Origin of the sequence: Paenibacillus qinlingensis (assembly GCF_031455095.1) — a bacterium.
GTDB classification, from domain to species: Bacteria; Bacillota; Bacilli; order Paenibacillales; family NBRC-103111; genus Paenibacillus_E; species Paenibacillus_E qinlingensis_A.
Genome location: NZ_JAVDSB010000005.1, coordinates 180519 through 194472 on the forward strand (window position 1 = coordinate 180519; position 13954 = coordinate 194472).

At 45.7% G+C, this 13954-nt stretch carries 15 protein-coding genes and 2 other annotated features (1 of these 17 running past the window's edge); of the genes, 10 read left to right on the forward strand and 5 right to left on the reverse strand.

Annotated features, from left to right (window positions below):
- Positions 1-87: 87 nt before the first annotated feature.
- From J2736_RS16615 to J2736_RS16625, 3 genes are all read right to left on the reverse strand, one after another.
- Positions 88-1380, reverse strand: a complete 1293-nt coding sequence (locus J2736_RS16615) for an arsenic transporter (protein WP_310499718.1) — start codon at positions 1378-1380, stop codon at positions 88-90.
- A 154-nt stretch (positions 1381-1534) separates the two neighbouring features.
- Positions 1535-2011, reverse strand: a complete 477-nt coding sequence (locus tag J2736_RS16620) for a GyrI-like domain-containing protein (protein ID WP_310499719.1) — start codon at positions 2009-2011, stop codon at positions 1535-1537.
- 20 nt (positions 2012-2031) lie between these two features.
- The gene (locus tag J2736_RS16625; protein ID WP_310499720.1) at positions 2032-2511 is read right to left on the reverse strand and encodes a hypothetical protein; all 480 of its coding nucleotides are present in this window, start codon (positions 2509-2511) and stop codon (positions 2032-2034) included.
- A 154-nt stretch (positions 2512-2665) separates the two neighbouring features.
- Here J2736_RS16625 and J2736_RS16630 point away from each other — a divergent pair, with 154 nt between their 5' ends.
- Positions 2666-3634, forward strand: a complete 969-nt coding sequence (locus tag J2736_RS16630; RefSeq protein WP_310499721.1) for a helix-turn-helix transcriptional regulator — start codon at positions 2666-2668, stop codon at positions 3632-3634.
- Between the two features lie 7 nt (positions 3635-3641).
- On the opposite strand, the gene J2736_RS16635 is transcribed toward J2736_RS16630, so the two are convergent.
- On the reverse strand, positions 3642-4619 hold the full coding sequence (locus tag J2736_RS16635; protein WP_310499722.1) for an ATP-dependent DNA ligase: 978 nt from the start codon (positions 4617-4619) through the stop codon (positions 3642-3644).
- Positions 4620-4786: 167 nt separating this feature from the next.
- Here J2736_RS16635 and J2736_RS16640 point away from each other — a divergent pair, with 167 nt between their 5' ends.
- From J2736_RS16640 to J2736_RS16650, 3 genes are read left to right on the forward strand one after another with little or no spacing between them, the layout of a single operon-like run.
- A complete protein-coding gene (locus J2736_RS16640; protein WP_310499723.1) occupies positions 4787-6313 on the forward strand; it encodes a spore germination protein in 1527 nt (508 codons plus the stop codon).
- 17 nt (positions 6314-6330) lie between these two features.
- The gene (locus tag J2736_RS16645; RefSeq protein WP_310499724.1) at positions 6331-7482 is read left to right on the forward strand and encodes a Ger(x)C family spore germination protein; all 1152 of its coding nucleotides are present in this window, start codon (positions 6331-6333) and stop codon (positions 7480-7482) included.
- 21 nt (positions 7483-7503) lie between these two features.
- A complete protein-coding gene (locus J2736_RS16650; protein ID WP_310499725.1) occupies positions 7504-8613 on the forward strand; it encodes a GerAB/ArcD/ProY family transporter in 1110 nt (369 codons plus the stop codon).
- Between the two features lie 66 nt (positions 8614-8679).
- Here J2736_RS16650 and ku read toward each other — a convergent pair whose 3' ends face one another.
- A complete protein-coding gene (gene ku / locus J2736_RS16655; protein ID WP_310499726.1) occupies positions 8680-9561 on the reverse strand; it encodes a non-homologous end joining protein Ku in 882 nt (293 codons plus the stop codon).
- Positions 9562-9719: 158 nt separating this feature from the next.
- Here ku and J2736_RS16660 point away from each other — a divergent pair, with 158 nt between their 5' ends.
- The 6 genes from J2736_RS16660 (at position 9720) to tsaD (ending at position 13127) form a co-directional block, all read left to right on the forward strand.
- On the forward strand, positions 9720-9905 hold the full coding sequence (locus J2736_RS16660; RefSeq protein WP_310499727.1) for a hypothetical protein: 186 nt from the start codon (positions 9720-9722) through the stop codon (positions 9903-9905).
- Entirely contained in the window at positions 9902-10084 is a 183-nt protein-coding gene (locus J2736_RS16665; protein ID WP_310499728.1) for an H-type small acid-soluble spore protein, read from the forward strand. Before J2736_RS16660 ends, J2736_RS16665 begins: the two co-directional genes overlap by 4 nt.
- A gap of 135 nt (positions 10085-10219) precedes the next feature.
- Positions 10220-10726, forward strand: coding sequence for a tRNA (adenosine(37)-N6)-threonylcarbamoyltransferase complex ATPase subunit type 1 TsaE (tsaE, locus tag J2736_RS16670; RefSeq protein ID WP_310499729.1), 507 nt, complete (start codon positions 10220-10222; stop codon positions 10724-10726).
- Positions 10707-11516: a tRNA (adenosine(37)-N6)-threonylcarbamoyltransferase complex dimerization subunit type 1 TsaB gene (gene tsaB, locus J2736_RS16675; protein WP_310499730.1), complete on the forward strand. Its 810-nt coding sequence runs from the start codon at positions 10707-10709 to the stop codon at positions 11514-11516. Before tsaE ends, tsaB begins: the two co-directional genes overlap by 20 nt.
- Before the next feature lie 2 nt (positions 11517-11518).
- A complete protein-coding gene (gene rimI / locus J2736_RS16680; protein ID WP_310499731.1) occupies positions 11519-12022 on the forward strand; it encodes a ribosomal protein S18-alanine N-acetyltransferase in 504 nt (167 codons plus the stop codon).
- 64 nt (positions 12023-12086) lie between these two features.
- Positions 12087-13127: a tRNA (adenosine(37)-N6)-threonylcarbamoyltransferase complex transferase subunit TsaD gene (tsaD, locus tag J2736_RS16685; protein WP_310499732.1), complete on the forward strand. Its 1041-nt coding sequence runs from the start codon at positions 12087-12089 to the stop codon at positions 13125-13127.
- A gap of 318 nt (positions 13128-13445) precedes the next feature.
- Positions 13446-13697 (forward strand) — a binding site (T-box leader).
- Between the two features lie 60 nt (positions 13698-13757).
- Positions 13758-13954: a binding site (T-box leader), on the forward strand (it continues 68 nt past the right edge of the window).

Here is a 13954-nt window from a genome sequence, read left to right on the forward strand (position 1 = left end):
GGGAACTCCTTCTTAGCTTGGTCGTATCACCAATTATTGCCTAGTCAGACACTTCTCAAACGGAGTAGTAAGTGTTCCCCCTGCATGTCAGGCTACGACCTGCAACCATAGATACAAACCGATCAACGTGATAAGCAGTGTTGGTACCGTTAGAATGATACCTGCTTTCATATAACCGCCCCAAGTAATTTTGACACCTTTTTTGGCTAGAACATGAAGCCAGATAAGGGTTGCAAGCGAACCGATTGGCGTCATTTTCGGTCCCAGATCGGTCCCAACGACATTGGCGTAAATCAAGGCCTCTCTGACTATGCCGTCCGTTTGAGTACCTTGAATCGCTAGGGCATCAATCAGCACCGTCGGCAAATTGTTCATGATCGAAGAGAGGATCGCTGCAAGGAAGCCCATGCCTAAAGTGGCAACGAACAGACCTTCCCTTGAAATAATCTCGATCACATCCCCCAGCGCATCCGTGAGACCGACATTTTTAAGCCCGTAGACCACGACATACATCCCGATAGAGAAAATGACAACGGCCCACGGAGCTTCTTTCACAATTTTTTTGGTATCCATCACAGCGCTCGTTCTGGCAATGAGTAGGAAGCCAAGTGCGGCAGCGCCAACGAGGAATGAAACCGGAACATGAAAAAATCCACTGCCAATATAAGCGATTAATAGAATACCGAGAATCCACCAAGATAAGCGAAACAGAGGCAGATCTTTAATCGCTTCCGAAGGAGGTCTCAGCTCTGCAATATCATAGGTTTCAGGAATTTGTTTGCGATAATAAAGGTAGAGAACCAGCAAGCTTGCGCCTAATGAGAATAGACTCGTTACGAACATCCGGCTTGCATAAGTGACGAAATCGATCCCGAAAAAATCAGCAGAAAGAATGTTTACCAAATTGCTTATGACAAAAGGCAGTGACGAAGTGTCCGCGATAAAGCCGCTTGCCATAATAAAAGGAAGAATGGCGGCATCCGGTAACTTCATCGCGCGGACCATGGCTAATACGATAGGTGTAAGGATCAGGGCTGCCCCATCATTGGCAAAAAAGGCCGACACCGCTGCGCCGAGCAGGATCACGTAGACGAACATGAGCTTGCCGTTACCTTTGGCTAAGCGTGCCATGTGGAGGGCAGACCATTCGAAGAATCCGATTCCGTCTAAGATAATGGAGATTACAATAATACCCACAAATGCGAGCGTTGCGTTCCAGACGATGCCTGTAACTGTGGCGACATCCTGCAGGGAAACAACTTGGCAAGCGAGGGCAAGCAAAGCTCCTGCTGATGCTGTCCAACCAATGCTTAAGCCTCGCGGCTGCCAAATGACGAAGGTAATCGTAAGTAAAAAGATGAGAATAGCTAAATAAATCATGACAGCCTCCAGATCGACAGTTAAATAAACGACGATGTAAATATCTCAAATTTATGGAGGTCTGTATAGATATAATTTTATGGAGGGGGAGGAAGTGTTCAATTGAAAACATGCAGACAAGGGAATAAAACCCTAGTCTGCATGTTGAATACCCTTATTTTTTAACCACAGGCACCCAAAATTCGCCGTAGAATGTGCCATCGCCATTATCTTTGCGATAAGTCGCATTGGGACCGCCGATGTAAGCATAATCCGTGATTTGGGCCAAGACTTCGCCAAAAGCGCGGTAAGTCAACTGATCAAACAAAGTTTCCTTGTCGCCATTACCTGCGACCACGATGTACTCGCTCTCTGGAAATTCAATGATGCGCGTTGCGTCACCCACTGATTTGCCAGCTTCTACCGCGAAATAATTCCACGGTTTACCTTGATAAACCTCATTGACTGACCATTCGCGATCATCTTTTGCGGCGTTTTTGAGCTTATTAAAGCGCCCGTCAGCCTTGAGTTTGTCCCAAAACTCGGTTTTTTCTTTTTGCATAGCTGGCATGTCTTGAAAGTTCGACTGGATTGAAAAACCATAAGCGATCAATGTGAATGATTTCTTGTGATCAAGTGTGTAATTTGCCATGAGATTGCTCCTTACATGGATTAGTTTCCTACTTTATTGGCACGAAGCGACATTTCCCCGTAGAATTCACCTGTTTCATTTGCTTTCACGAACGTTGCGTTACCAGGACCGACATATTTATACTCTTTGATTTCTTGGAGCAGGCCGCCGAATACCTTGCCTGTGATTTCGTCAGCAAGACGGTCTTTGTCAGCACCTGTCCCAGGCACGACGATGTACTCGCCAGCTAGGAAATCGAGGACGACCGCGCCTTCCACTTCGAACTCACCCATTACGCCGAAGCCGCGCCAAGCCTTGCCGTCCACGACGTAATTGATTTGATATTCTTGCCCGTCAGTGAGTGCGAGAAGTTCAGCAAGCTTGCCATTTTCAGTGATTTCAGCTTTCTTCGCTGCTGTTTTTGCTGCATTACCTGCCCAGTCGTTAAAGTCATCAAATGTAACACCAAAACCCGTCATTTTGTAGTTTTCTGAGATTGTTTTGATTGCATAGTTAGTCATGTTTATTCTCTCCTTTGGGGAATGTTTTCTTCACAAGACTGATTCTATGGCTCAAATGTATCAAGAAATGATACCTTTTATTGAAAACTAAAAATTGACACTGTACATCCGTCCGTGCTGACATTTTAGGCTCCATATTTGATATAATAACATCATGAAAAAAACAGAACGAGTCAACCTAATCATGCGTTATATCAATAACCGCGCGCATTTTACAATTGGTGAGATTGTCCGGGAGTTCAAGATTTCCCGCGCGACGGCAATCCGCGATATCGAAGAGATTCAGACGATGGGTTTTCCGTTGACGTCTGAACTTGGGCGTGGTGGTGGATACCATGTCCTGCCCAATCAATATTTACCCGCCGCTCGCTTTACGCCAGAAGAGCTGAAAGCGATTTTTATCAGCTTTATCGCCTCGAAAAATTCGCAGCTGCCTTATCTGCAAAATCGCCGCTCCATTACCGAAAAACTGATCGGTATCGCATCGCAAACCCAGCAAGACGAGCTGATTGAGCTGAATAATATCTTGCTTTTCGAAAATACAAATCCCGCCAATCCGAATCTTTTGGAGCTCGATGATGCGGCCCCCGCGGAGCTAAACCAGCTGATTTCGCTTGCTGTTCGGGATAAACATTTACGCGTGACGTATGAGTTGAGTCTTGGCTGGCCACAGTTGCTGGACGTTTATTTGCTGCATATATTTAACTCAAATGCTCAGTGGCTGGTTGAAGTTTACGATTTGGATACGGATGAGTTTCGCTATTTACCTGTTGAGATGTTAAGGGATTCGGCCATTTCTGAGGGGAAGATGAAGTGGACTGAACAAGAGATTTTAAACAAGAAGCTGCTTCGCGCACGTGAATCCAATCTTGTTGTGAAACTGGATACGATTGGGATTCAGCGCTTTAAGCGTATGCACCCGCCTGGGATCATTTTGTCCTTAACGGGGATGTTTCAATCGAGCGGGATTTTCAATGTACAGTTGGATGTGACTGATACAGAAGCGCTGGCGTATTATGCGGATTGGCTTTTATTTTTGGGCAAAGGAGTCGAGTTTGAGCGGATTCCTGATGAACTGCGTGTAATTTTGGAAGAGCGTTTAACTGTGTTAAAATTCCGATAATCCCATCTTACTGCTGAAATGTACAGTCAGTAATCTGTACATCAACCAAAGACTGAATACTAGGGTGTCTCATGGTTCCATTGGATGTCCACTCTAGAAATTGCACTTTTACTGTATGCTCAGGTTTAAGCCAAATGGCCTCATTACTTCTTGCTGGTTCATTGGCAAACGGTCTTTCCGAAATAATCTTTGATTGAATTAACTGAGTCAAATTTCGCCAATCATTGTTGCTTAACTTTCCGGTTCCTGCATGTCCAATGTAATGCAAATTTCCTTGATCAAACAAACCTAAGAGCAGTGCATTCACAATGCCATTTCGAAGTGTTACTCCACCTATAACTGCATATAAATCATGAAATATCTTTTTCTTTTGCCAACGTGTATCTTTCCCTCCGATTAGATACTTTCCTCGAAGGTCCTTGCTAATAACGCCTTCCATACCATGTTCTTTCATAACCTCAAATAGTTTATTTCCATCGGCAAAATTTTGCGTTATTTGTACGTTTGAGTTTGGGATAATGACCTCTTCAAGAATTTTCTGTCTATCTAGCAAAGGTCGATCTAGTAACCAAATATCGTTGTACATGACTATATCAAAAATCATATAAGTGATTGGCGTGCGACTTAATGCAAGGTCAATACTTTTTTTATTTCTTAACGATTCTCTTTTCATTACCTCGTGAAACGCGGGTTTCTTTTGGTCGAATGCGATTATTTCCCCGTCAATGATACAAGAAGTAGCGGAGCAATAGGTTTGAATGGCTAATAACTCAGGATATTGGTTGGTTCGATCATTTTGTTTGCGATTCATTAATCGAACCTCATGACCATCAAAATAAGTTAGCATCCTCACGCCATCCCATTTTATTTGTGTTATCCAGTCACTTGACGTTGGTATTATTTCTGTGCGTATGGGCTCGAAGGGGGCTATTGGATGTAGTTTCATGAATGTCTCCAAGTATGTTTTACTTTCCATTATTTCCATTATGAGAAGAGAGAAACATGTAAGATGAGATGAAATTCATTTATCAAACAAAGCACACCAATGCTTTTTTGTTAAAATACACCTGCAAAGGAAACAACTGAATAGCCTAATGGATTTGAGAGCATAACAATACGTAAATGAATGTGGGAAGAAAAGGAGAGTTAGGCATGAATCAACCTTTTCCTGAGGATCCAAGTATCAGCAAGGAAACGTTTCATACCCTGGTTTCAGCAGATATTTCCTCTAATATCCTTCATTTGCGGACGTTATTTAAAGACTGTGATGATGTTGTTTTCTCGGCGTTTTATTTGGAAAACGGCATGAAAGCAGCCCTCCTGTATTTACGGGGGATGGTGAATGTAGAACTGCTTGATGGGCATGTCCTTGAACCGATTAAGCATGCTAATACCGAAAGTATGAAATCGATGGACGAGGCGATGAGCTACATCCAGGTGCCGGAGCTTAATAAGATAGGCATTTTGGGGGATATCCTGAACGAAGTGCTGAATGGTAAACCAGTTCTGATGCTAGATACCCTCGAAGGGGCCATATCAATTGGCATTTCGCATTTTGAAGGTAGGAACGTAGAAGAGCCATTGGCTGAATCTATCGTCAGGGGCCCGCGCGAGGGGTTCGTTGAATCCATAGAAGTGAATCGATCATTAATTCGCAAAAGGTTAAAAACCCCCGCGTTGAAATTCGTTCCTTTCATCCTAGGTAGTTATTCGAAGACGAATGTCACGATAGCGTACATCGAAGGGGTCGCGAAACCAGAAATTATAAAAAAAGTTACGGAACGAATCGCTCGAATTAAGATTGATGGCGTTCTAGAGAGCGGCTACATCGAAGAACTGATTGAGAACAATATCTACTCGCCTTTTCCTCAATTACAGTCAACCGAACGACCGGATGTGGCGGTATCGAGTTTGTTAGAAGGGCGTGTCGTCATTATTACGGATAACACGCCGATTGCGCTCATTGCTCCCACGACATTTTGGTCATTGATGCAATCGGCTGAGGATTATTATGAGCGATTTCTTATTGGAAGCTTGATTCGCTGGCTCCGATATACCTTTTTCTTAATCGCCATGCTAGCGCCAGCCATCTATGTTGCTGTATTAACTTTTCATCATGAAATGGTACCTACAACGTTATTGCTGCGTGTTGCCAAATCACGTGAAGAGATTCCCTTTCCGGCATTGGTAGAGGCGTTGATTATGGAGATTACATTTGAAGCGCTGCGTGAAGCGGGCGTACGACTGCCTAGGCAGGTTGGTTCTGCCGTCAGTATTGTGGGAGCACTCGTAATTGGACAAGCCGCCATTCAAGCGGGCTTGGTTTCTGCCCCGATGGTTATGGTTGTAGCCATTACCGGTATTTCCTCCTTTATGATGCCGCAATACTCAGCAGGTATCTCCTTACGCATCCTTCGGTTTCCCATTATGATACTATCTGGCATCTTAGGATTGTTTGGTTTAATTCTGGGGTTGCTGTTAATCATCAGTCATTTGTGTATTCTCCGATCTTTCGGTGTCCCATATTTGGCACCATTTGCCCCGATTTATCCAAAAGGCATTAAAGATGTCCTATTTCGTGCTCCCATCAGCAAATTGACATCTCGTCCTGCCTTTTATGCAGCTAAAACGAATTTGAAAAGACAAGGCGAAAACCAAGATGACCAGAATGAGAACTAGCGGATAGGAGGACCGCAATGAGGCACTATATTGTCTTTCCTGTCATTTCCCTTTGCGTGCTGCTCTTAACGGGATGCTGGGATCGGATCGAAGTGAATGACATGGCCTTTATCATTGCAGCAGGTATCGACAAAAGCGTAGATCATCAGGTAGAAGTGACGGTCCAAGTCTTCATCCCGAATCCAGCAGCTTCCTCTGGAGAAGGAAGTGCCGGCAACGGTAATGTTTATACGGTTTCAGTAATAGGAGATTCCATGCCAGATGCGTTAACTGAATTGCAAAAAAAGTTTCCTCGCTATTTCTCTTGGGGGCATGCCAAAGCCTATTTCTTCGGAGAAGAACTGGCGCGTAGCGGTATGTATGATGATTTCGATTTTCTATTTAGGGATATTCAACCGCGGGAACAGGCCAATTTCTTTGTATGCAGAGGAACGGCCAAGGCGCTGTTAGAAGCGCAAAATGATCCCAACTCGTATGAAACGTTAATTAAACTATCTCAGAAGCCACTGATTCGGTCTTCGACGATGCATGATATCGAGGAAGTGTTGAGTGGAGAGTCAGGGGATTTTTTACTGCCTGTTGCCAATAAAAGTAATTTAATTTCCAACAAATCTCACAAATCGATAATCACCGTAGAAGGCATGTGCGTCATTCAAAAGGGCAAGCTAGTGGGCTTTCTAGCGCATGAATCACAAATGGGGGTTCGATTGTTTATTCATGAAGATCTTGGAAGGAATATTACAATTACAGATCAAGAAGACGATGGGAAAATTGTTATCAAAATCATAACGACTGATCTTCATCTGAAGCCTTTGATTGAAAATGGGATTTGGAAAATGAAGGTCCAACTAAAGTTAGAGGCGGATGTTGTACAAAATTCAACAGACATCAGCCTGGCAAATGGCTCAGATAACATGAGGAAATTAGAGGAACCGTTCGATCGGCAGATTTGCAAAATTTTGACCGATACCTTACAACAATTACAAAAAGAACAAAAGGTAGACGTACTAGGCTTTGCACGAGCCTTTCATAAAAAGTATCCGCGGGAGTGGAAAAAGGCCAAAGAGGAGTGGCCTACCATCTATCCGACCATTGACGTTGAGTTAGATGTCAAAAGCGTGATACAGAGACCAGGCATATCTAATTTCCCGATTATAACGGCTCAATAATGGTAGAGAGGAGGGGCGTCCATGAGTGATATGGATTTATCGAACCGGCAAATATTCTGGATGATGGTTAGCACGCAAATTATTATGACCATCCTTCTTACGACTTCGCCAGCTGCTCAAATGGCCAAGCAGGATGCGTGGATATCGATCCTATTGGCGACATTGGTGGGAATGGCGATTGCTTATATTTGTGGGAAGCTTAATGTGATTTTCCCAGGACGGACACTCGCTGAATACAATCGAATATTGTTAGGCAAATGGTTAGGTTGGGTGATCACTGCTCTCTACATCTTGGTTTGGCTAGTTATTTTGACCGTGATCTTGCAGCAATTCAGTTTATTTATTACAGGTACCATTATGCCTAAGACGCCCCTCTATGTGGTTGAAGTGCCGATGCTTCTTGTCGTACTCTATCCTACCTTACATGGGGTAGGCGTGATAGCGCGTATATGTGAAATTACGGGACCGATTATTTTGCTCTGCGTAGTTGGCCCTATGCTGCTTGGTATCAATCAAATGAACGGAGATCGACTGTTCCCCATTCTTTTAGATAACAATGTCATGTCCATCATGAAGGGTGCGCTTCCGACATCAGCTTTCTTAGCTGATTGTATTCTGCTCATGGTGCTGATCGCTTTTGTGAGCAAAAGGAAGCACACCGTTCGCTACGCCGTCAGCGGTGTTATGCTTTCAGGCGTACTGACAACACTGTCCATAATCGTCAGTATCCTAATGTTTGGTCCCAATGTAGCTGCTGCCTATCCGTATCCGATGTTAATGATTGTTCGATCCATTTCTATTGGCGGCATTATTGAAAATTTGGATGCTATCGTGGTTAGTATTTGGATTATAAGCATTTTTACGAAATTGGGACTTTATTTATTTGTTGCAAGCTACGGGGCGTCACAGCTATTAGGTTTGCAAAATTGGAAAATCGTCACATGGATTACTGCACTCGTAGTGATGCTCTTATCCTTCATACCCGTTAACTATGAAGAGATCTCGATTATTTTCCCGCAAAAAATAGCGGCGCCCATTATATTTCCAATTTTCATGGTTATTGGGCCTTTAGTGCTGCTGATGTTAGCGCTGATGAAACGAAAAAAGCTGAAACCTGCCTCGCAGGGGTGAGGGCACGAAATATCTGGAAAAAAAGTGCCCATCTCGGATACCGAGACGGGCACTTTTTTATCGCTGTCATGTAACAGGCTCTTTGGGTTTTCGGGCGCGCGGCTTTGCTGCTGGCTTTTTCCCTTGCGATTTCTCCTCGGTCACCGAGGCATCCGCGCCAAGCGTTATTGTGCCCTCGGACGGTTTCGTCGCATTTAAGCTGGCTTGCAGCGCGGACATCAGATCGATGACGCTTGTCTTTTGCAATTGAGGGGCGGACTGGATCTCTTCGCCAGCGACTTTATGATCAATGGCTTCCAGTAAGCGAGCTCGATACTCATCTTTGTATTTCTCCGGTTCAAACGGAGTGGATAGCTGATTAATCAGCATTTTCGCCATTTCCATCTCCCGCTCATTCACAGTAACCTTCTCTGGAAGGTTAGGGACTTGCGAAATTGGCCGAATCTCATCCGGGTAGAAGATCGTTTCCATAGCTAAACAATTTTCAATGACGCGGATTGCTGCTAGCGAGCTTTTGGAGCGGATAGACACCTTGGCGATACCGATTTTGCCTGTTTGGCGCATCGAATCGAGCAATAGCATGTAAGCACCTGCACCTGTATCTCCAGGGCCGAGATAATACGTCTTTTGAAAATAAACGGGGTCGATATCTGTTAAATTGACAAAGTCCAAAATCTTAATTTCCTTATTGGCTTCACCGGAGATTTCTTCTAACTCGTCTTTTTCAAAAAGTACGAATCGTCCAGGCTCATATTCATAGCCCTTCGTAATCTCTTCCCACTCTACTTCCTTTTCGCAAGTCTGGCATTTTCGGACATAAGATAGCGGGGTAATACAAGTTTTGTGAATATAGCGCATAGAGATGTCTTTATCCTCTGTGGCTGAAAACATTTTAACAGGCACATGAACAAGCCCGAAGCTGATGGCACCTTTCCACACCGTATGCATAGATAGCGTTCCTCCCCCAACATACATAATTGTACTAGTATTCTCTTGAAGCAGAACCTTTATACGGCAGGGATTTAAGAGAATGGTTAGCGGGGAGAATGGAAAGCTTATTAATGCAACATGATAGCCCAAATAGCGAACCAAAGGAGGGATTACGGATGGCATCAGAATCAAATCTGTCACAAAATACGAACAATGAAGATAGGGACGATTGTTATATGGACATTGATCGTATGATTAATGAGGGGCTTGGCGGCGGTAACGTCACCATGCAGGGTGGGTTAATTGAGCACTCAACCACGGATACGATGGAATATCCGGAATCCGTACTGGATGAACCATGAATGTTCACCGCGCTCAGGAGATTTTAGCTGCAGATGAGAAAATTGAGGTGGATCTGAACGGTATGGCTGTCTGGATTGACAGTGTAGATTCCGGTAAAGGTCTCGTCAAAGTACATGCGGAAGGCAATCCCGCAGATGCTCGGGTCGTTCCAGCTAGGGAGCTTGAAGAGGTACACTAAGGTCCGTATGGGCAAAAGAAGCCTTCTCCGATGATTGAATCGGGGAGGGCTTTTCTTTTTTTCACAGGTGACAGGTTGCTGTCACCTGCTAGCGGGGACTATAATAGAAACAGCACGCGCACGCGGAAGAAAGGGATGAGATCATTGACTCAATCCACATTTGTGTTTCGTTCTGAGCATGAAGCAGATACGGATAAACTGGGAACCTTATTATCAACCTATCTACAACCAGGTACGGTCTTGACCTTAGATGGTGATTTGGGTGCTGGCAAAACAAGATTCTCACAAGGCTTCGCAAGAGCAATGGGGATTTCGGAGCATGTGAATTCGCCTACTTTTACGATTATCAAAGAATATGAGGGAGCAGGTCTCCCTTTCTACCATATGGATATGTATCGTATTTCGCAAGAGGAAGCAGATGAATTGGGATTAGAGGATTATTTCTATGGGGCAGGGGTCACGCTGATTGAATGGTCTAGTTTAATTGAGGATTTGCTGCCACCAGACAGATTAAGGATTACGATCACCCAAGAGGCTGATCAGACTCGTGTATTTCACCTGACTCCATACGGTTCGCCGTATCTAGGCTGGTGTGAACAGATGAAGGAGAACGGATATTTACATGACGGAACAGATAACTAATACAGGTCGATGCTTAGCCATCGATACTTCAACTTCGGCAATGACAGTAGCTGTTTTGGAAAATGGTCGTCTGCTTGGTGAAGTTAGCTCTCACGCGGAACGGAATCATTCTATTGGATTGATACCTCACATACAAGATTTGCTCTCTAGTTTAGGAATGAAGCCGAGAGATCTTCGCTCGGTCGTTGCAGGTCAAGGACCAGGCTCTTATACGGGCGTTAGAATCGCTGTTTCTGTTGCCAAGACATTCGCATGGTCGATCGGATTGGATCTCATCGGTGTATCCAGTTTAGAAGCGATGGCAATTGGTGGTTCTGTACAGAACGACTATAAAGGAACAGGGTTGACATGGGTAGTTCCGCTGATGGATGGAAGGCGTAAACAGGCGTTTACGGCTGTGTATGCGTTTGAAGGAGCAACACCAGTAACAGAAGCAAGAGTGCCTGATGCTACTTGGCGTGAAGTGTTGCCGGATGGTATTCGGGTCATTGGAGCGTGGACGGACCAGATTCTTACCCAAGCAGCAGCAGCTGCGCCTAGTCACATTTTATTTGTCGGAGAGACAGAGGGCTTTGTGGCGGAGCTTGAGCAGTTTGCCAAAGATTTTGGAGGCAGTGTAAGTGTGGTTCCTTATGGGATTGAAGCAGCGTATATTGGTATACTCGCTTATCCTAGACTTGCAAGTGGCGAGAAAGCGGATGTTCATACCTTCGTACCGAATTACACGAGGCTTCCAGAAGCGGAAGCCAATCTGCTGGCTGGCCTACAGACGAAGAAAGGGGAACAATAATCATGGAACAGAGACAGCCGCATGCCATAGAAAATGCATTGGTATTCCGCTCGATGACCATGGAAGACATTCCTTTTATTGTCGAAATTGAGCAGGAAGCGTTCACGACACCTTGGACCCGAGGTGCTTTTGAGAATGAGCTGACGAACAACCAATTTGCTCATTATATGATCATGGATATCGATGGGGAAGTTGCGGGATATGGCGGCATGTGGCTCATTATGGAGGAAGCCCATGTTACGAATATCGCGGTAAAAGACACCTACCGAGGTCGTAAGCTCGGGGAAAGACTCCTCCGTGAGTTGATGAAAACTTCATCGTTCCTCGGTGCCATTCGCATTACGCTTGAGGTAAGAACCTCGAATTATGTGGCACAAAATTTATACGAGAAGCTAGGTTTCCGTTCTGTTGGTGTGCGTAGAGGCTATTATACGGATAATCGTGAGGATGCTGTCGTTATGTGGGCAGATTTGCCCAATCGTAGAAAGGATAGCCTCAGTGAATGAGGTTTTCAAATAGGTGAATAGTGTGAGTAATGAACAGACGCAACAGGATGGACAACAAAGAAATATGAGAGATCAAGATCAAGATGTAACATCAAAGCCGGTGTATATTCTCGCTATTGAAACGAGCTGTGACGAGACTTCCGTAGCTATTGTCGAAAATGGCAAAATCATTCGCTCGAACGTGATTTCGAGCCAGATCGAAACGCACCAACGCTATGGCGGTGTTGTGCCGGAAGTGGCTTCCCGTAAGCATGTGGAGTCGATCACATGGATGCTGGAGGAAGCCGTCACAGAAGCAGGCGTATCGCTCCACGAGCTCTCCGCCATTGCCGTAACCGAAGGCCCTGGATTAATCGGGGCTCTGCTTGTGGGCGTCGTCGCGGGCAAAGCGCTCGCTTGCGCCCTAGAGCTCCCGCTGATTGGTGTTCACCATATCGCGGGACATATCTACGCCAACCAGCTCGTGCATGAGCTGGTGTATCCTTCGATTTCGCTCGTCGTGTCCGGCGGACACACCGAGCTTATTCTGCTCGAAGGCCCCGGCCAGTTCCGTATCATCGGGCGCACGCGCGATGATGCGGCCGGCGAGGCCTACGATAAAATTGCCCGGGCAATGGGATTGCCTTACCCGGGCGGCCCGCACGTGGATCGGCTTGCACAGGAAGCCGATTCCGAGATCAAAATGCCTCGCAGTTGGCTCGAGGCAGATTCCTACGACTTCAGCTTTAGCGGATTGAAATCCGCGGTGCTGAACGTCGTCAACCAAAGCAAAATGCGCGGCGAAACCGTTCAGGTCGCGCAGATTGCAAAAGGCTTCCAAGCATCCGTCATCGACGTGCTTGTAGAGAAGGCAAGCCGCGCCGTGAAGGAATTCGGCGCGAAACAGCTCTTGCTCGCGGGCGGTGTCGCCGCGAACAAAGGGCTGCGCAGCAGGCTCGCCGAGCGCTGCGAGCAGCTGGGTGTGCCGCTGCTGGTGCCGCCGCACCGGCTGTGCACGGATAATGCGGCGATGATAGGCGCCGCAGCTTTCTTGAAGTGGGACCAGCAAGAGTTCGACTCCATGGAGTTGAAAGCCGAGCCACAGCTTAAGCTCGAAGAGTGGTAGATGTTTTTCGCCCTCGCAAGCACGATTAGTCCGAAAAAACCAAACTAAATGGGCGTTTATCGCCCCCGATGAGCGTTTAATTCGATTCCGCCAAACTATTTAGCGGTCTAGCGGGTGGACGCCTGGTTTAAGGCGTTTTTAAGTGGGTGAAACCGAACTATTGGCCGAAATCTGTGTCAACAGCCGCAAATAAGCAGGGAAAGTCGAACTAACTCAGCATCAGCTCCGGGGCATGCTCCAAGTAATCAAATAAAATAAATTTTCAGACAGTTGTATTGACTTTGAAAAAAGTGCATATTATAATCACAATCAATACTTTCAAACGCAACGAACGGGAATAGTAAGGCATGAACAGTTTCGCTCAGAGAGCTGTGCGCTTGGTGAAAGCACAGACGAAACGTCACCTGAACTCGCCCGGGAGCGGTAGGACTGATAAGGATGCCAAGGATCCAGCACCCAAGTAGGTCTTGACGGTTGACCCCCGTGATCAGGTACATGAGTGGTTTCGAGTGTAACAGCTCGGATCAATTAGAGTGGTACCGCGGAAGGTTCAAGCCTGTCGTCTCTTTTATAGAGATGGCAGGCTTTTTTGGTTGTTCTGAAAGGGATTTATCTGACGAAACACATATAAATAACGCGATGAACAAGAGTAGTAAGGACTCGATGTCTCCGGTACAGAAAGCTGCGGGTTGATGCAACGCAGACCGAGAACGCCCTGAACTCGCTTGGAAGCGGTCATCCTGATCGGCTGGTGAACACTAGCTGTTAGGGATGAACGGATGACCTCCGTGATCAGGTGATATAGCGAGCAGCTCGCTGGCTATATC

Bases quoted from the DNA above. Each gene is read 5' to 3' on its own strand.
- J2736_RS16620 (WP_310499719.1), bottom strand. From the start codon at position 2,011: ATGGCAAATTACACACTTGATCACAAGAAATCATTCACATTGATCGCT.
- J2736_RS16660 (WP_310499727.1), top strand. From the start codon at position 9,720: ATGGCATCAGAATCAAATCTGTCACAAAATACGAACAATGAAGATAGG.
- J2736_RS16615 (WP_310499718.1), bottom strand. From the start codon at position 1,380: ATGATTTATTTAGCTATTCTCATCTTTTTACTTACGATTACCTTCGTC.
- J2736_RS16635 (WP_310499722.1), bottom strand. From the start codon at position 4,619: ATGGAAATAATGGAAAGTAAAACATACTTGGAGACATTCATGAAACTA.
- tsaE (WP_310499729.1), top strand. From the start codon at position 10,220: ATGAGATCATTGACTCAATCCACATTTGTGTTTCGTTCTGAGCATGAA.
- J2736_RS16665 (WP_310499728.1), top strand. From the start codon at position 9,902: ATGAATGTTCACCGCGCTCAGGAGATTTTAGCTGCAGATGAGAAAATT.
- J2736_RS16640 (WP_310499723.1), top strand. From the start codon at position 4,787: ATGAATCAACCTTTTCCTGAGGATCCAAGTATCAGCAAGGAAACGTTT.
- J2736_RS16625 (WP_310499720.1), bottom strand. From the start codon at position 2,511: ATGACTAACTATGCAATCAAAACAATCTCAGAAAACTACAAAATGACG.
- tsaB (WP_310499730.1), top strand. From the start codon at position 10,707: ATGACGGAACAGATAACTAATACAGGTCGATGCTTAGCCATCGATACT.
- J2736_RS16645 (WP_310499724.1), top strand. From the start codon at position 6,331: ATGAGGCACTATATTGTCTTTCCTGTCATTTCCCTTTGCGTGCTGCTC.
- J2736_RS16650 (WP_310499725.1), top strand. From the start codon at position 7,504: ATGAGTGATATGGATTTATCGAACCGGCAAATATTCTGGATGATGGTT.
- J2736_RS16630 (WP_310499721.1), top strand. From the start codon at position 2,666: ATGAAAAAAACAGAACGAGTCAACCTAATCATGCGTTATATCAATAAC.
- rimI (WP_310499731.1), top strand. From the start codon at position 11,519: ATGGAACAGAGACAGCCGCATGCCATAGAAAATGCATTGGTATTCCGC.
- ku (WP_310499726.1), bottom strand. From the start codon at position 9,561: ATGCATACGGTGTGGAAAGGTGCCATCAGCTTCGGGCTTGTTCATGTG.
- tsaD (WP_310499732.1), top strand. From the start codon at position 12,087: ATGAGAGATCAAGATCAAGATGTAACATCAAAGCCGGTGTATATTCTC.